Source organism: Corynebacterium sp. LK10, assembly GCF_008042455.1.
GTDB lineage: Bacteria > Actinomycetota > Actinomycetes > Mycobacteriales > Mycobacteriaceae > Corynebacterium > Corynebacterium jeikeium_D.
This window is the reverse complement of sequence record NZ_NOVT01000005.1, coordinates 1-17,520: the sequence shown is the minus strand read 5'-3', so window position 1 is coordinate 17,520 and position 17,520 is coordinate 1. Positions and strand designations below refer to the sequence as shown.

15 protein-coding genes are annotated in these 17,520 nt (G+C 57.3%); 9 read left to right on the top strand and 6 right to left on the bottom strand.

All coding sequences use genetic code 11. The annotated features are described in order from the left end of the window. Positions 1-17: 17 nt before the first annotated feature. The gene (locus CHU70_RS02050) at positions 18-614 is read left to right on the top strand and encodes a superoxide dismutase (RefSeq protein WP_005510435.1); all 597 of its coding nucleotides are present in this window, start codon (positions 18-20) and stop codon (positions 612-614) included. A gap of 170 nt (positions 615-784) precedes the next feature. Then, positions 785-1,630 (top strand): crotonase/enoyl-CoA hydratase family protein, encoded by an 846-nt coding sequence (locus CHU70_RS02045; protein ID WP_101688120.1) that lies wholly within the window; start codon positions 785-787, stop codon positions 1,628-1,630. A 4-nt stretch (positions 1,631-1,634) separates the two neighbouring features. Here the strand turns inward: CHU70_RS02045 and CHU70_RS02040 are convergent, their stop codons facing one another. Continuing rightward, on the bottom strand, positions 1,635-3,455 hold the full coding sequence (locus CHU70_RS02040; RefSeq protein WP_147719409.1) for a ribonuclease H-like domain-containing protein: 1,821 nt from the start codon (positions 3,453-3,455) through the stop codon (positions 1,635-1,637). A gap of 173 nt (positions 3,456-3,628) precedes the next feature. Here CHU70_RS02040 and CHU70_RS02035 point away from each other — a divergent pair, with 173 nt between their 5' ends. The 4 genes from CHU70_RS02035 (at position 3,629) to yidC (ending at position 8,583) form a co-directional block, all read left to right on the top strand. After that, on the top strand, positions 3,629-4,408 hold the full coding sequence (locus tag CHU70_RS02035; protein ID WP_016421682.1) for a DUF6474 family protein: 780 nt from the start codon (positions 3,629-3,631) through the stop codon (positions 4,406-4,408). Between the two features lie 160 nt (positions 4,409-4,568). Beyond that, entirely contained in the window at positions 4,569-6,326 is a 1,758-nt protein-coding gene (locus CHU70_RS02030) for an alkaline phosphatase (RefSeq protein WP_242451347.1), read from the top strand. Between the two features lie 348 nt (positions 6,327-6,674). Continuing rightward, a complete protein-coding gene (locus CHU70_RS02025) occupies positions 6,675-7,028 on the top strand; it encodes an Lsr2 family protein (protein ID WP_069359719.1) in 354 nt (117 codons plus the stop codon). A gap of 196 nt (positions 7,029-7,224) precedes the next feature. Next, positions 7,225-8,583, top strand: a complete 1,359-nt coding sequence (yidC, locus tag CHU70_RS02020; protein ID WP_147719407.1) for a membrane protein insertase YidC — start codon at positions 7,225-7,227, stop codon at positions 8,581-8,583. 53 nt (positions 8,584-8,636) lie between these two features. On the opposite strand, the gene CHU70_RS02015 is transcribed toward yidC, so the two are convergent. From CHU70_RS02015 to CHU70_RS02005, 3 genes are all read right to left on the bottom strand, one after another. Further along, a complete protein-coding gene (locus CHU70_RS02015) occupies positions 8,637-9,257 on the bottom strand; it encodes a TetR/AcrR family transcriptional regulator (RefSeq protein WP_048731284.1) in 621 nt (206 codons plus the stop codon). A gap of 376 nt (positions 9,258-9,633) precedes the next feature. Continuing rightward, entirely contained in the window at positions 9,634-9,927 is a 294-nt protein-coding gene (locus tag CHU70_RS02010; RefSeq protein WP_049171710.1) for a GlsB/YeaQ/YmgE family stress response membrane protein, read from the bottom strand. Between the two features lie 345 nt (positions 9,928-10,272). Then, positions 10,273-11,172 carry a universal stress protein gene (locus CHU70_RS02005; RefSeq protein WP_005510554.1) on the bottom strand — a complete coding sequence of 300 codons (900 nt, stop codon included), beginning with the start codon at positions 11,170-11,172 and terminating at the stop codon, positions 10,273-10,275. A 297-nt stretch (positions 11,173-11,469) separates the two neighbouring features. Here CHU70_RS02005 and CHU70_RS02000 point away from each other — a divergent pair, with 297 nt between their 5' ends. From CHU70_RS02000 to CHU70_RS01990, 3 genes are read left to right on the top strand one after another with little or no spacing between them, the layout of a single operon-like run. Further along, positions 11,470-12,501 carry a pseudouridine synthase gene (locus CHU70_RS02000; RefSeq protein ID WP_147719406.1) on the top strand — a complete coding sequence of 344 codons (1,032 nt, stop codon included), beginning with the start codon at positions 11,470-11,472 and terminating at the stop codon, positions 12,499-12,501. A gap of 17 nt (positions 12,502-12,518) precedes the next feature. After that, positions 12,519-13,313, top strand: a complete 795-nt coding sequence (locus CHU70_RS01995; RefSeq protein WP_187269767.1) for an ABC transporter ATP-binding protein — start codon at positions 12,519-12,521, stop codon at positions 13,311-13,313. Positions 13,314-13,334: 21 nt separating this feature from the next. Beyond that, a complete protein-coding gene (locus tag CHU70_RS01990) occupies positions 13,335-15,959 on the top strand; it encodes an ABC transporter permease (protein ID WP_147719405.1) in 2,625 nt (874 codons plus the stop codon). A gap of 112 nt (positions 15,960-16,071) precedes the next feature. On the opposite strand, the gene CHU70_RS01985 is transcribed toward CHU70_RS01990, so the two are convergent. Beyond that, positions 16,072-16,515, bottom strand: a complete 444-nt coding sequence (locus CHU70_RS01985; RefSeq protein WP_016421692.1) for a DUF2871 domain-containing protein — start codon at positions 16,513-16,515, stop codon at positions 16,072-16,074. A 90-nt stretch (positions 16,516-16,605) separates the two neighbouring features. After that, positions 16,606-17,361, bottom strand: a complete 756-nt coding sequence (locus tag CHU70_RS01980) for an SDR family oxidoreductase (RefSeq protein WP_160309998.1) — start codon at positions 17,359-17,361, stop codon at positions 16,606-16,608. Positions 17,362-17,520 lie beyond the last annotated feature (159 nt).

Sequence of the window (17,520 nt, the reverse complement as noted above, 5' to 3'; positions counted from 1 at the left end):
GAGGAGGAATTTTCCTAATGACTAAGTACGAACTTCCTGAGCTGGATTACGCTTACGACGCTCTGGAGCCGCACATCTCCGGCGAGATTATGGAGCTGCACCACAGCAAGCACCACGCTAATTACGTCAACGGCGCCAACGCTGCTCTGGAGAAGCTCGCTGCTGCTCGCGAGTCCGGCGACTTCGCAGCTGTTACCGGCCTGTCCAAGGACCTGGCCTTTAACCTGGGTGGCCACACCAACCACTCCCTGTTCTGGAAGCTGCTGTCCCCGAACGGTGGCGGCCAGCCGACCGGTGAGCTGGCTGAGGCTATCGAGCGCGACTTCGGCTCTTTCGAGAAGTTCCAGGCTCACTTCAACGCTGCTGCTCTGGGCCTGCAGGGCTCCGGCTGGGCTGTTCTGGGTTACGACACCATTGCAGAGCGCCTGGTTATTGAGCAGATGACGGATCAGCAGGGCAACCTGTCCATCAACCTGAAGCCGGTTCTGCTGCTGGATATGTGGGAGCACGCTTTCTACCTGCAGTACAAGAACGTCAAGGCTGACTACGTCAAGGCTGTCTGGAACGTCTTCAACTGGGATTACGCTGCAGAGCTGTTCGCAGCTGCCAAGTAATTTCAGCTAACAGCGCGCGGCTTTTTACGCGTCCCTGCCGCGCGCTAAAGATGGCTTACCGGCTCGCTGACGGGGCTTACCCTCAGCGGGTCGGTTTTTTGTGTCTTGTTTGAGACCACTTTTGGTATTTCCCGGGCGGCACACGTAGCCGTCGTTTAGCGTTAGTGCCCATGAACACCAGCAACAATGTCAACGTCGCCTATGAATACCTCGCCGTAGCTGATTCAGAGGCGGCGAAAATCGCTGTCGTCAGTTTGGACCGCGGAGACAAACTCAACGGTCTAACACTTGAGATGCTGACCGAGCTGTCCGCCGTCGCCCGGAAACTGGCAGCTGACCGTAATCTGCGTGGCGTAATCCTACGTGGCGAGGGCAAATCGTTTTGCGCTGGACTCGATTTCGCCTCGGCATTTAAGAAGCCCTCACGCATCCTGCGCTCATTCGTCCCCGATATCCACGGCACAAACCTGTTCCAGCGCGCCTGCTGGGACTGGCGAGGCCTGCCGGTGCCGGTCATTGCGGCGGTGCATGGGCACTGCTACGGCGGTGGTCTACAGATTGCACTAGGTGCTGATTTCCGCATTACTACGAGCGATGCCAAGTGGTCAATCCTCGAAGCGAAGTGGGGACTGATTCCGGATATGTCCGGTATGCGAACCATCCTCGATGAGGTCAGCGCCGATACTGCACGTTGGCTGACCATGTCTGGCGAAGAACTCAACGGCAAGGAAGCAACTGAGATCGGTCTGGCGACGTGGGCCGTGGACACGGAGGACGCTGCACTCAAGCTGTCCAAGGAGAAGTTGGCACAGCTGGCGACACGCTCGCCGGATCAGCTGGCGGCGACGAAGCGGCTTTTCCGCGATGTGCACCGCTCTCCTCGCGCAACATTCCGTGCCGAGCGCACACAGCAGCTGCTGCTGTTAGCCCGCAAGAACACGGCCATTATTCGCAATGCTGCGATGAAGAAGGTCTCACCTAAGTTCGCCCGGCGCGGCACGTGGGCGCGTGGTTAGCGCGCTAAGGAACCGGCAGGTCATCCCCATGCGGCAGGTCCGCGGCCGCGCGCTGTGAATCCAGCCAGTCGCGGACGTGGGCTACCGATCGGCAGTCATCGCCGTTGTAGCGCAGCAGCATGGCGCGAGCCTCGGCTTGCGTGAGCTTTTCAAAGGACTGTTCCGAGACAAAGTCAAGGTCAGTGGCCGTCGCAATGCGATACAGATCCAGCGATGCCTCGCCGTCAACATCGGCGTCGCGCCAGTGGAAGCCCGACCACGGGGCCACGACTTTAAGCCCCATGCCGACGGTGGAGAGGATCTGGCGACGGGCGACCTTCAGCATGTCCACCCAGTCCTCCGAGGCAATGAACTTGTCCACTTCTTCGCGGGTCGGCACCCGCACAATCTTTGTCGGGCCAGCTGTCTCGGAACTGGAACCAGCCGCATCGCCTGTAGCCAGCTCCGCCGAATCTGCGGGCACCACAAATTCCTGGCCGCCGAACCGGGTGGCGCTCTGACGCAGCCAATAGTTCTCACCCTCTGCCGCCCAGCAATAGGCGCGGAAGGTCTTGCCTTGTTCATGCGCCGCATTTCGACGACGCATCAGGTAATCCCAGAAAATCGCAAAGTTCCTGGCCTCTGCCGTGCCACCGAGCCCTTCTGGCCCCGGTGGCTCCCAGGTGATAAACCCGCGGTAGTCCTCCCCAGGCACCCACGTTCCCCACAGGTAGGCGCCATCGTTGGGATACGCCTCCATATCGATGTCCATCTCGACATCGCCACGCGGGGCCGATGTCTTGGCGGCTACCCGGAGCGCGTCGACGTCGGCAAGCCGCGCCCTCGCCATCCACACCTGCTCCTTGCTGACGTGCGGAGTGTTGGTACTCGCCTGCGCCAATGCCGTGACCGTGTCGATGCCCACGCTGCGCAACCGCATGGACTTATCCCCAGGTAGAAGGAGGGAAATGTCGTCACTTGCGGTCAGCTCATCGAAGCAACGGTCGTGGTGATGGCAGGTTCGGCACTCCCGGATGCGCCGCGGCGCCAGCGGCCAGGTGCCCGGCGTAAATCGTGACGGTCGCCCCTGAGTGGCAGCGACGGCATCACGCGCGTCGCGCAACGCCATCCGGTACGAGGCCACGCGCGAACCCTCATCAGCAATGACGATATGCCGTGTATCCAGATTCATTCCGGTGGCACTAATCGCCCCCACCAGGCCACAGGACACGCCCAGCCGGTGCAGCATCGCCGCCGCCTGCCCCAGCTTCACAGCATCAGGTCCGTAATGCCGTAGCTTCCACTCATCCGTGACAACCATCGCCTGACGCAGGGTCCGCCCCATCACACCATCACGCCCGAGCCGGTCAACGCCCAGCAGTCGTACCTGCATCGCCGCCGCACGCGCCGCATTGCTTGACGACGGCTTACGCCGCCGGCCCTGTTTGCGCGCAGAGAGCAGGTGCCGTGTGACAACCAGGACCGGCATGTACGTCGGAGAGGTCGTCTGCGGTGAATCATCGACCTTGACCAGCAGATCGGGGTGGCAAATCTCGTCGATTCCCGAGTACACCCCACCGGGAATCGGGCGCTCATGCATGAGCACGCCACCGGCGATGACGCTTTCTCCACGGGCGATGGCCTCAAGGGTATCCAGGTGAGCGTCCGGCCCCGAGGTCACTGTGTACAGGCCGGGGATGGACGCGATGGACGTCGGCAAGCGGTGCTCGTGGTGAGAAGCAGGTTCGACTAGCCGCCCCTCGCGCAGGTCGAGGCTCAGCCGGTAGCGGCAGCCGATGAGGTCGCTCGCGTGGAGAAGCGGGCGCGAAACGGATGAATCAGTCACAATGAGAATTAGCGTATCGCCACTCGGTAGGAAGTTTCACGTTAAGCTTGGATAGCAAGAATCGTGATGCAGCCACTGCATCTGGCAAGCGCACTCCGGCGCGGTGGGGTTTAAGGGTTTTCCGCCCCGCTTTTCCGGAGGGACTATCTGCGAGCAACTAGGCGAAGGAAAAAATGAGCTTCTTGGGTGACATCCGTGAGCGTCGGCGCGAAACCGCCAAGCAGGTGAAGGCTGCCAAGGCGAAGGCCAAGGAAGAGGCTCGCCACGCAGCTCGACTTAATCGCAAGGCACATAAGGCTGAGGTCAAGGCCGCTAAGCGCGACCAGAAGCACCAGCACAAGCTGGAGCTGAAGGAGGCCGCTGGCCGCGTTCGTTCTGAGGAAAAGCTCGGTAAGAAGGAACTCAAGCTGGAAAACCGTGCTCTGAAGCGCGCGGAGAAGATCCGCAAGGCGAGTGCCAAGGACGAGAAGAAGGCGCTGGCCGCCAAGCAGCGCCACCAGACCAAGATGGCCGAGAAGATCCTGCAACAGCAGCGCAGCCAGGGCTTCAACAAGGACAAGGCAAAGTCGTGGATCGGTGGCGCACGCCTGCTGGTACCGGTGCTGGTTCCGCTGGCCTACCGCGCCATCACTGCCATTCAGCGCCGTGAACACTCTTCGGCCGCGCAGAAGTTCGGTGTTTCCGCTAATGATGCCGCTCGTTACCAGGGGCACGGTGCGCCGCTGCTGGCCCGCATTGAGGCCACTCGTGGTTCACTGACAGAGCTGCGTAAGTCGGGCGTCAAGGGTACCGATGGTTTTATCAAGGACGCCAACTCGCGTCTGGATGTCATGACTGACGCCATTAACACTGCCGAGAAGATGACCCCGGAGCAGCGTCGTCGCGCGCACCACTCCATTACCGCGGAGCTGGATTCGCTGGACCGCCAGATTATTTCGGAGCTGGGCGCGTAAACCCGGCCGCTTCAGGTTGAGGCCACTCGCCGAGATTCATCGAATTGAGCGCGACTGTTGTTGAACAGCAACAGTCGCGCTTTTGCTCTTATTACCCCCGTATCGGGCTATTTTTTCCCACCAATGGCGCTACGGACTGAGAACTACTGTAATGAGGGCTATGCCATCTTCAGATAAATCTCAGACTGCAGCCTCGAATCTGAACGGTGCGGTCTCGTACAGCGACGCAACAGCCCAAAAGCCATTCACCCCTTCTCGTCGTGCCGTACTGCGTGCCGGCGCTACCGGTGCTGCTGCCGGAGCCATCGGCCTGGCAACCGCTACCAGTGCGGGGGCCAATCCTGAGTCACAGTCCCCAGCTAATGCTGGCGGTTCCGGTGGTTTTCAGGTATTCCAACACGGCGTGGCCTCTGGCGACCCACTGCCGGACTCGGTTCTTATCTGGACTCGTGTGACCTCACACCCAGGCGATACCGCAGGTGCAAACCAGGGCCGTCCTGTTGCACTGAAGTGGGAAGTCGCTTCTGATGAGGGCTTCGGCAACATCGTTGCCTCTGGTGCCCTGAACACCGACCCGGATGCTGACAACACTGTCAAGATCGATGTCAAGGGTCTCTCCGCTGATTCCTACTACTTCTACCGCTTTACCGTCACCGCTGGTGATCACGCGGGCCAGGTTTCCCCGATTGGCCAGACTCGCACTGCGCCGCCGGTGAACTCCTCGCCAGATCACCTGGGCATCGCGCTGACTTCCTGCGCTAACTGGGAAAGTGGCTTCTTCTCCGCTTACCGCGACATGGCGGAAAATGACCGCATCGACATCATTATGTGTGTCGGTGACTACATCTACGAGTACGAGGCCGGTGGCTACTCCGGCAAGGGCCCGGTTCGTGACCACAAGCCGGCTCACGAGATCATTTCTCTCGCTGACTACCGCCTGCGCTACGCCACCTACCGTACCGATGCGGACCTGCAGGAAGCTCACCGCGCAAAGCCGTGGATTGTGACCTGGGACGACCACGAGGTCGCCAACGATGATTGGCACAGTGGCGCTGAGAATCACGACCCGGAGACCGAAGGCGACTACATTGCCCGCCGCGACGCCGCTATCCAGGCTTACCTGGAGTGGCTGCCGGTTCGCGCGGTCCCGTTCTCCCAGGGCGGAAAGCTCTACCGCAGCTTCCGTTTCGGCGATCTCGCCGACCTGACCATGCTGGACCTGCGCACCTACCGCGACCAGCAGCTGAAGTTCATCCGCGCTGGCGAGACCGATGATGAGAACCGCTCCATGCTCGGCTCTGAGCAGTTCAATTACCTGCTCGGCCAGTGGCGTTCCTCGAGCGCAAAGTGGCGTGTCGTGGGCAACTCCGTCATGTTCACTCCGGTGCTGGTGCCGCCGCTGGATCCGGAGGCCACCCGCGCTGTCACCGAGCTGCTGAGCTTGCCTCAGGACGGCATGCCGTACAACTTGGATCAGTGGGATGGCTACGCTGCTGAGCGTCGTAAGCTGATCGACATTATGGGCAAGGAAGGCTACGACAACGTTGTCTTCCTCACCGGCGATATTCACTCCTCTTGGAACTGCAACGTACCGAAGGTTCCGGGCGAGTACCCGAGTGCCGGCATTGCCGCTATTGAGATTGTCTGTACTTCCGTCAGCGCCCCGAATATCGATGACATTGTGAAGCTGCCTCAGGACAACCCGATTTCCTTGGCTGCTACCGCTGGACTCAAGGCTGCGAACCCGTACGTCAACTACCTCGAGTTCGACCGCCACGGCTACACTGCCGTCTACTTCGGCCGCGAGGACGTTACCTCTGAGTACCGCCTTGTCGAGGTCAAGGAAGAACCGGACCAGCCGCTTTTCGTCGCCGCTACCTACCGCGGCAAGCCGGGTCAGGGCATGACCCAGGCTTAAGCGCCTTCTCGTCCTTTCGCTTTACGACGACTACCGAGAGCGCACCCCGCATTGCGCCCTCAGTGACGTAGTTGCTGTTCACGACGGCCCTGCACAACATGCAGGGCCGTCTTTTTATTACCCCAAGTTCTTGTGCACAATTAATCGAATTATTAACAAACCATGTATTCAATATAAGTTGCACAATCAAGCTAAATTATCGTCAATAGACATTAAATTTCTTTGCACTTATACTGTGGGGGAAAGAAAATAGGGCTTGATATTAATTTGAAATTTCACCGTATTGAAGTTTCACCGTAAGCCTTCTTCATTATTACAAGTTCAGCACCAAGCTTAGGCAGGGATTCTATGGCACGCCGCGAACTAATTCAGTACATCGACGACCTCGATGGGACTCCACTTGATTCCGCAGACCACCAAGTCGTTCGTTTCTCTTTCCGCGGTAAGAACTACATTCTCGACCTCTCTCAGGAAAATGCAGAGAAGTTCGAGCAGGTATTAGAACCGTATATTGCGAAAGCTTCCATTGATCACAGCACGGTTGTAGCTCCGCGTAAGCGCTCTTCCGCTAATCCCAATGCCGCTGAGGCCCGTGATCGCAATCGCAAGATTCGCCAGTGGGCACGAGAGAATGGCATGGATGTTGCAGACCGTGGTGCGCTGCCAAAGCACATTATTGAAAAGTACGAGAGCGCTAACTAGTTCTCACCCAGGTCCATTTGCCTTCCACTGGGTTTCACCCAGCTTTACTATCTTTAAAACAGGGTCCCGCCACAGCGGGGCCCTGTTTTAAAGTTGGGGCAGGTAATTCGAGTCGCTAGGATAGCGGCTGGAATTGGCACACCGGCCTCATCCGGTTGTCTTACTTTTCTTATCCTTGACATGGAGGAGTCGGCCCGTGGTCATTTTGGAACCATTTGTTTGGCTGGTCTCGTTTGTCCTTAAGGCGTGGCACCTTTTACTGGCCTCAGTATTTCACCTGCCGTCTTCTCTGTCCTGGACGCTTTCTCTCTTCCTGCTGGTGTTTACGGTGCGTGGCGCTTTAGCGTGTCTCGCGTTCCAGCAATTTATCTCGGCGCGCAAGACAGCCAACCTACGGCCGCAGCTTTTTATGCTCAAGGAGCGCTACCGCAGGAGCATCGAGCCGAACTCGCCACAATACGTAAGCTTTGCCAGCAAGGAAATGCGCAAAGCAGAGGGAATTAAGACCTCCGTAATGCTGGCGCCCCTCTTCGTCCAGATTCCCGTGATTATGGGCCTTGTTCGCATGCTGAGGCACATGCTGCGGGCGTCTGAGGGGCCTGGGCTGCCTGCGTCTCATAATGTCGGATTCATCTCTAAGGATGAGATCTCCGACTTTCTGAGCGCGACATTCTTGGGACAGCCTCTACCCGCATATCTGCGCATGGACCCGGCGCAACTGCAAATCCTCGGGGGCAATCATGATTCGCTGTTAACTTTCTGCATTATCGGCATCGTGGCAGCGGCCTTTTTCACCGGTTTTAACTTGGTCATTTCCTACCGCCGGTTGCAGCGCACTCTCGACTATTCCAATAGCGTCAGTGTATTCCTCAGCAAATTCATGCGCGTAATGCTTATCTACGCACCGTTGATGATCCTCTTCGCGGGTTTCTTTGGCCCAACACCTGTGGCTCTAATTGTCTACTGGGTCACCAATAACTTCTGGACACTGACCCAAAATATCATTCTCACCCGCTATGTGGAAAAGACCTACCCGCTCACGGACGATTTCCGAACTCTTCAAAGCCACCAAAAGGGTGAATACGAATCGGAGCGGGAAGAAAAGAAGAAGTTAAAGCAGGCCAAGCGTCACTTTTATATCAAATCCGCATTCGCTCCGTGGAAGATAAAGCAGCATAAGAGCGAATATGCCGCTATTGAGAAGGAATCGCGGGACCGTCGTAAAGCAAAGCAGGAAGAAGAATATGCCCAGGCTTTGAAAATTGCGAAGGTTCGCTACATGGTGACCCAGATGCGGCCTGGTGCTCAGGACAATTTGCCATCCCTGACGCAGGATATGAAGATTTCCTCGGGTATAGTTCCGCCGCTTCCCGGCCTGGCTAAAGTGCGGGACGACATGAAACGACAAGCCGAGAAAGCGCAAAAAGCACAGAAACGGCCGAAGCCAATTCTGATTGCAAAGAACCTGGGAATGCTACTCGGCCAGAATACGAAGAATATGGTTAAGAAAGCCACCGGCTCAAAGGAGTCGGACTGGAAACGCTTCCGAGATTAGCCCGTGAGTAAAAAGGCGAGAACTACGACGCGTTAAAAAAGGGAATTAAGTATTTACGTGACCAGGTCACGGGCCAGGTCGCGCGCCATCTGCAGCGGGTTCAGGTCTTTGGACATCTTGGCACCCGCGAGGCCGCCGTCGAGGTAGAGCAACAGCATATTTGCGTGAGCGGACGGCATACTAGATTCATTTTCAGTCAGCAGCGTGTGTAGCTGTTGCCAAACCCAGGAACGGTGATCGGCTGCAGCCTGACGGATGTCCTGCTCCGACTCCGTTTCCGGCCGCGGATATTCACTAGCCGCATTCTGGAAGTGTGAACCACGGAAGTCGATTGCCGGCTGCTCCGCAATACACTGATCAAAGAAAGCGAGAATCTTCTCCGCCGGGGTATCCAAAGAGGCCACTCGCTGCTCCCAAGCCTCCCGCCATTTGGCGTCAAGGTCTTGCAGATATGCGATGACTAGCTTGTCCTTGGATCCAAACAACGAGTACAGGCTCGCTTTGGCCACATCAGCTTCCCGCAGGATGCGGTCAATGCCGACGACTCGGATGCCCTCCGTTGTAAACAGAGTTGTCGCTGATGCCAGGAGGCGCTCCCGCGGACTGGGGCGGTTACGACGGCGAGAGGAAGCGCGGCCGCCTTTTGCGCCCTTGCCCGTTGTCGCTTCTGCCACGGCAGTACCTCTCGTCCTTCCAAAGTCACACCTCGTTCTAACAGCTGCTTACTCGCAAATACCGGCGTTAGCGCCATTGCTTTCAGAGCACTGAACAGGGCGTTCATAGTCTGTGATATTCCATTGTAGGCGTATCTGCGACTGTGATTTTGTAAAAGAACAAACTAGTCAGTCTTTCAGCCTCTAGTCCTACTTTAGCGTGCGATGATTGCTGCCCCCAACAGATGTCACGACAATCGCAGAACGCCAACGTCACGACAACCGCACAACAAAAAAGGGCATCTCAATGTTGATGAGATGCCCCGCGCTCTAGCTCACTATCCAGTAGATAGCAGCGTTACGACGCTTCGTGCATAGTCGCGCTGTTTTGCTTGGCTTACTTGCGCTTTTGAACCAGGCCGACAATCCACAACAGGATCACGGCGCCGAGCAGACAGGTGAGGAAGCTGAAGAACTTTCCGCCACCGGCGACATCAACGCCGAACAGGGTGAGCAGCCAACCGCCCAAGAAACCACCGACGATACCAACGACGATATTCAGGACGACGCCCATCTGTTCATCGGTGTTCATGATCTTAGAGCCGATCCAGCCGGCAAGACCACCGATGATAATCCAGCTGATGAAGCCCATCGTGGGACTAAAGGAGGCAGCAAGAAGAATCTCGTTCATGATAGATATTCCTTTCCCGAAATCGTTCTGACTCAACTATAAGTCTTTCCGAAAAATCTTGCATACACTGCAAGCACTATCAGGCCATTTCGGCCACTGGGAAACTAGCGAGATAACAGTCGGATAACCACAGGAAAACTCTTATAAAATCTGTACTTTCTGCATGAAAACGGGGTTTATGCAGACGAGAGCCCTCATTTGGATAAGCCAAAGCCGGCCCCCGACGCCTGTCGGAAACCGGCTAGGTTCTACTTATAAATATTCGGTAACGGTTTCTGCACTCGGCGCTAAAAGCGCCTCGACGACCGCCGCCGGCGTCTTTTCTCAGCCCCCTCGAAGGGCGCTTTAGGCGTCAGTCTCCGGGCGGACGACCATCATCGGGCAAGCAGCCGCCTGCAGGAGTGCACGCGAAGTGGAGCCGAGCAGCATGCCCTTGAAACCTCCGCGGCCGTGGCTGCCGACGACCAGCAGCTGCGAGCCTTCCGAGGCATCAGCCAGAGCACGAACCGGGCGGTCGCGGGTAACAACCTTCTTGATGGCCACTTCCGGGTACTTCTTAGCGTACTTCTCCAGACGGTGGCCGAGCAGAGCCTTCTGCTCCTCTTCCACAACCTGCCACTGGCTCTGAGCTGCAGAAAGGCCAGCCAGGGAAGCCTGTACCTGCATGTCCATCCAGGTGTGAACCGCAATCAGTTCGGCACCACGAGCATCGGCCTCACGGAATGCGTACTCCGTTGCCTTTTCGGAAATATCGGAGCCATCGACACCGACAACGACAGGACCGTACTTGGTCTCATCGGTTACCAGGTTGTCCTCGCGGACAACAACAACCGGGCACGATGCGTGGGAAACAACAGCGGCGGAAACCGAACCCATGACCATGCCAGAGAGCCCACCCAGACCGCGAGAGCCCATAACCACCATGGTTGCCTGCTCAGACAGGTCGAGCAGCATGTCAATCGGACTGCCCTCTTCAATCTGGTGGCTGACATCTACCGACGGTGCGAAGTCGAGGGCAATCTTCTTGGCCTCGTTAATCTTCTCCAGGGTCTCGGCCTCAAGATCGTCGTAAAGCTCCTGCGGCGGAACCATGCCCTCTGCGTAGAGGAACTGCGGCATGGAGTAGCTGCTGACCAGACGGAGCGGCTCACCGCGCTTCACTGCGGTGTTAGCGGCCCACTTGACGGCGGTCTTGGATGCCTCCGAGCCATCGACCGCGCACACAATGATGTTCTGCCTTGGCATTGATTGCCTCCTTATTATGCGATCCATAAAAATTGGCTCTCCGCGGCCCGACCGCAACGCAGCTACACCTATCGCACCTGCTTGGACGCCATTTTAATGGACAAGCTTTGCTATTTAGTCAACTCTTCCGAGCCAACCCTTTTATTACTTTCACCTCCACCCTACCCCCATTATGTTGCGACCGACAGGGCAGAATGTTGTCCACCTACGCCATTAGGGGCGATACCAACACCGCCCTGCGCCAGCAGCTCCGCTTACCCGCCGGGTGAATCCGGGGCACCTGTTAAAGTCAGCCGTATGCGTCGCATGCCACTGCCCATTCGCGATGGGCTCAACCCATCCCGCATCGCCGCTCCCGGGCGTCGTGGCGATGCCCCCACCCGTGCGTGGGATCTTCTCGCAGGCGCTATCGCAGGTCAAACCCACCGCCACCCAGACGATGATGAAGCGGCTGTGGCCAAGCGTTTTGCAGATGGGCTCGTCGTTCGCGCCAACTCAGTGCCCTACAGTCCGGATGACATGGTGAAGCCCGGCGCGGAAATGTGGTTTTACCGCACCCCGGCACCGGAGCGCACAATCGCGGGGCCGATGCCGATTGTCTTTCAAGATGACAACCTTGTGGTCGTCGACAAGCCGTCGTTTTTGGCAACGATGCCGCGCGGCCGACATATTACGGAAACTGCTGTGGTTCGTCTGCGGCGGGAGCTGGGTAATCCGGAGTTGGTTCCCGCGCATCGCCTCGACAGACTGACGTCGGGGTTGCTCATCTTTACCGCCCGGCGCGAGGTTCGCGGCGCCTACCAGGGACTTTTCGCATCGGGGGAAGTCACTAAGCGCTATCACGCACTGACGTCGCCTACACCCATCGCTGGCGCGGCCAGCGAAGCCCTGCCCGAGACCCCACTGGAATTGCGCACACGACAGCACAAAATTGCTGGCCAGATGCAGGCTTATACTCTCGAGGGCGAGCCAAACGCCCACACCATCATCGAGCGCATTTCGCTTGTCGACGTGCCTTCGGACGCCGACGGCCTCGCTGCCGACAGTGGTCGCGTTGCGCTGTGGCAATTGAAGCCCATCACCGGACGCACTCATCAGCTGCGGCTGCACTTGAGTGAACTGGGCTTTCCCATCCTGGGTGACCAGTACTACCCGGAGATTCTGCCGCTGGAGGCCGAGAATGCCTCGGAGCCCCTGCACCTGGTCTGTGTAGAAATGAGTTTCGCTGACCCCGTGACTGGTGAACAACGAACGTTCCATTCCCGCCGCAGCGTTTTCAATCCGCTTTCGCTGCCGGATATTAATTCGCCGTTGATCAAATCTAATTAGAAGAGAGCCCCTCCCCCATGTCTGCCAAGCATGCAAAACGCCCCACCAAATCATCCGCTGAGTCTTCTTTGAAGCATTCCGCCCCACCAGCGGCGGCCTACGCTGAGGGGCTCACCAAGAAGTACGGTGTCGGCAATGCCGCTGTTACTGCACTGGACCATGTCGATATCTCTTTTGCCGCTGGTGAGTTCACCGCGATTATGGGGCCGTCCGGGTCGGGTAAGTCGACATTGATGCACTGCATGGCCGGCTTGGACTCCGCGACGTCGGGAAGCGCGTACATCGGCACGACGGAACTGTCGAAGCTGTCGGACAAGGAGATTACGGCGCTGCGGCGTGACCGCCTGGGCTTTGTGTTCCAGTCCTTCAACTTGGTGCCGACGTTGACAGCGGCGGAGAACATCACCCTGCCTATCAATATCGCTGGTCGTAAGGTGGATAAGCAGTGGTTCGAGGAAATCACCACACGCCTCGGGCTTAAGGAACGGCTTACGCACCGCCCCTCGGAACTGTCCGGTGGCCAGCAGCAGCGTGTCGCCTGTGCGCGTGCCATTGTCAGCCGGCCGGAGATCATCTTTGGCGATGAGCCGACGGGCAACTTGGACTCGAACTCATCCCGTGAGGTGTTGACGATTCTCCGCGATGCGGTTGATGACATCGGCCAGACCGTTGTCATTGTGACGCATGATGCCACCGCCGCGTCCTACGCAGACCGTGTTGTGTTCCTCGCGGATGGCCGCGTGGTTGACGAGCTTCGCAACCCCACGCCCGCCGATATTTTGGCGCACATGGCAGATATTGAGAATCTTTAGGAAGGCAGGTCATCTCTCCCCATGGCATCATCGTCTTCCACGCTAAGCCGCGTCGCCTGGCGTAATATCACCTCGCACAAGTTGCGCCTCGTGCTCACAATTATTTCGGTCGTGCTGGGCACAGCCTTCATCACCGGCGCATTTGTGTTCACATCATCGCTGGACAAGGCCTTTAAGGGCGCAATGAGTACCGCTTATGACGGTGTCGACGTGGTGGTGACGGCCCCAGCTGACAATCCCGGTGCTCTCACCGAAGAAACCGCGCAGGAAATCGAAAGCTTCCCCGGGGTCCGAGCCCTCAACATTGGCGATCCCAACAACAGCATTACGGCCACAGGAGCCGACGGCAAGCCGATTCAAACCAATGGTTCGCCATCGATGGGTCTTCCCTACTATCCAGCGGCCGAAGCGGTGGGCAACAAGGTCACGGTTACCGAGGGGCACGCGCCAGAAACACCAGGTGAGGTGGTCGTCAACTCCACTACCGCCGAACTCGGCAACCTCCACGTCGGCACTGAAATCAAGGTGGCCACCCGTCTCGAGCGGGCGACGGTGAAGGTTGTCGGCATCGCTGATACCTCCATCGACGAAACCGGCTACCTCGCGGTCTTTTTCACCCAGAATCAGTGGCGCGAGCTCTACGGCGCGGACAGCCATATGGACATGTTCACCCTCGCCGCAGATTCCACCACTGACGCTGCCACGCTTACCCGTGATGTCGCAGAAGCATTTCCCGAGCTCAAGGTAGAGGCAGGCTCTAAGCTCGCCGACGAGGCCTCCGAACGTGTCTCCTCTGCCTTAAGCTTTGTCAACTACTTCCTCATCGCTTTCGGGCTCATCGGGCTGCTTGTGGGCATCTTCATCATCTCCAATACTTTCACCATGCTGGTCACTCAGCGCATGAAGGAGTTCGCTCTCCTACGCGCCCTCGGTGCTTCACGACGACAGCTCACTGGGTCAGTCCTCTTGGAGGCATTCATTGTTGGCCTCATCGGTTCCGCACTAGGTGTCATCACGGGATTTGGGCTGAGCCAGGGGCTATTCATGCTTCTCGATGCCATGAGTATCTCCATGCCCGGCGACGGCCTAACATTCGAACCGGTGGCAGTCATCGTGCCCCTCGTAGTCGGTGTGGCCATCACCATGATCGCCGCCTGGGCACCGGCCGCCCGCGCTGGTGCCGTTCCTCCCGTAGAAGCCATGCGCTCTGGGGATCAAACAACGAGCAATAGCCTCAGTGCTCGGACGTGGGCCGGTGCTGTGCTGGCGTCCGCCGCTATCGCCATCATTGCCTGGGCATTGCAGTGGAACGACGCAGAAACCAAGATTCGTGCCATCTTCGTTGGTGTCGGTGCAGTGATGGCCGTAGCCTCCGTCTGGCTTGTCGGACCCGCGCTGTCCATGCCTCTGATCGGAGGACTGGGGCGCGTCGTAGGTGCGCCTTTTGGAACCGTCGGCAAGCTTGCGGCAACGAACTCCCACCGCAATCCGCGCAGAACGGGAACCACATCGTTTGCACTGACGCTCGGGCTTGCGCTGGTGACTGTGATCGGCATGTTCGGCGTATCCATGAAGGAGGCGGTCAATGAGTGGTCAGAGACCAATCTGACGGCTGACTTCGTACTCTCGCCACCTCTGACCGCGCATTCGGCCCTGCCGCTTGGGGTCGAGGACGCAGTGAAGGATATCGATGGTGTCGACGACACCGCAACTTTGTCGATTGGTGCGCTGCTGGTGATCCCGCCTGAGGAAGCCGCCACGATGATAGCTTCCGACGGCGAACAAACTGAAGTCGGACCGGAATCTAGTAATGCGTCGGTTTTCAACTCCAACGTCGGCAAATGGTACGGCACTCGCGCCATCCAGGGCTCCCTGGATCTGGCCAAGCCGGATGCGGGAATTGTCATCAGCGAATCAACAGCGAAAAAGAATAGTTGGAACGTTGGCACTGAACTCGCAGTTGTTTCCAAAGGCGGCATAACACGGCTCCCCGTCACCGGCATTTTTGCTGACACAAGTGATCCCGGCCAGTCGATTATGGTCTCCGACGAAGCCGCCCATAAATATGTCAAAAGCAGCCACCTGTTGCCTTTCCAGACCTACGTCGATATTTCTGATTCCATCGCGGCAGACAGCGGCTCCATGGATGAAATGAAGCAAAAGCTTAGCGACGCAGTTGCGGACTACCTCGTAGTACAGGTGATGACTGCTAAGGAGTTTGCGGGTCTGGCTAATGCCTCTATCGATGTCATGCTGGGAATCGTCTACGCTCTGCTGGCCCTGGCGGTCATCATTTCGATTCTGGGAATTATCAATACTGTCGCACTCTCAGTTGTCGAGCGCCGCCAGGAGATTGGCATGCTTCGGGCCGTCGGCCTGCAACGCTCGGGGATTCGCCGGATGATTCGCCTGGAATCTGTGGAAATCTCCATTTTCGGCGCGGTTGTAGGTATTGTCCTCGGCTTGTTCCTCGGCTGGTCACTTCTGACCGTGCTGAAGGATGAGGGCCTGAATACTATCGCGGTACCGTGGCTGCAGATCGTTCTCATGCTGCTTGGGTCTGCGCTTGTGGGCATTATTGCTGCTCTCGGCCCTGGTCAGAAAGCCGCGAAGACACCGCCCCTGGCCGCTATCGCAGACGAATAGTCGCCGTTATATGAAAGCGCCCCGTGCAGATATTGTTTCTGCACGGGGTTTCTATTTCGCCTTATCGCCTACGCCGAATCAGCAATCCAGCTCACGCATTTCCACTGGAAATTCACACGGCCGCGTTGGCCTTGCGAACCTCGCGTTCACGATTCTTCAGCGCCTTATTGAGAAGCATAAAGAACCACACAAAGCCGACCGTCAGGATAATGTGGCCGAGTCCTGCAATTCCCGAGTACATCGCACCCCAGGCCTCCGGGCCTGAAACAACGTGCACGATACCGTTAGCCACCATCATGCCAATCGTCCAAACAATGCCGACATTCTGAACGATGAACCAGCGATCAAAGCCCTTGACAGCTGAAATATTGAATTGACCATCCAATGCCAGCGCAACCAAGAAAAAGATTGTGCCAAGAACAAGGAAATGCGTGTGCAGCGTATTGAGCTGCGTTTTATCCCCGAAATCCATCGCACGGGTAAATTCACGATAGAAAACGCCAGAAAACAGACCAAGACCGAGATACACCGAAGCAGCTGTGAATAACTTACGCATACTTCGTAGCCTACTCAGATAACGCTGGCTTCTAAACGGACCAAACCCAGGGGGTTAAACGAAAGTTTGATTCCGCGAATCTAGACGGCCTCAAACTAACCGCGCGAATCGAGCCAACACACGTTCGGGCACAGTTTTGAATAGGGCCATCACCAGGCCATATAGGCCGGGCGCTACCTCCGCCCGACCGACCTCTGCTGCACGTAACGTGCGCACCACTAAATAATTGAGATTCTGCTCCGGCATAAGACGCAACTTCACCGACTTCGCCTGCTTAACGACGTCCCGGAGAGCGGTGGTCTTAACCTTTCCCGGGTAGCAAATAGTGACAGTTACACCATTAGGTTTTAATTCCTCCCTAAGGCTGTTACCCCAATGCCGAATAAACGCTTTCGATGCCGTGTATACCGCTAATCCTGGAGTTGGTGCTACAGCTGAGATCGATGAAATGAGAATGATGTGGCCGTTCTTTCCGAATAGATCGTTTAGCGAGTAAACCGCTGCGACCGTACCGCGAATATTCGTCTGTATCATTTGATCAGCCTGCGAAAAGTCCTGGGTTTTAACATCGCCATAATTCGCATACGCGGCATTGAGGATTAAGTAAACTATCGTCGCGTGATGGCGCTCGACATAATTCCGGATTTTATCGCCAAAATCATCATCGGACTGGTCTAGACGAAGATGGCGAAGACGAGGACCTTGGCTCCTAGAGCGCTCAGAGTCCTCGCTGGAAGAATCATCGTTGTAGCTACGAGAAACACACCAAATTTCATCTAGGTCCGGACGTAGCTGCCCGAGTTTATCGGCGAAGACGGCGCCTATGCCCCGAGATGCTCCAGTCACGATTCCCACTCGCATGAATTCCAAGATACAGCTGACTGGGAGGAGCAATTAAAACGGCGACGACGTAGCGCGCCGCATAGGAATAAGCATACGAACAGCAAAATGCAGCACTAAAACGCTAGTTAATTCTGTTTACTCGTGGGGAAAACAAAAGTGGGC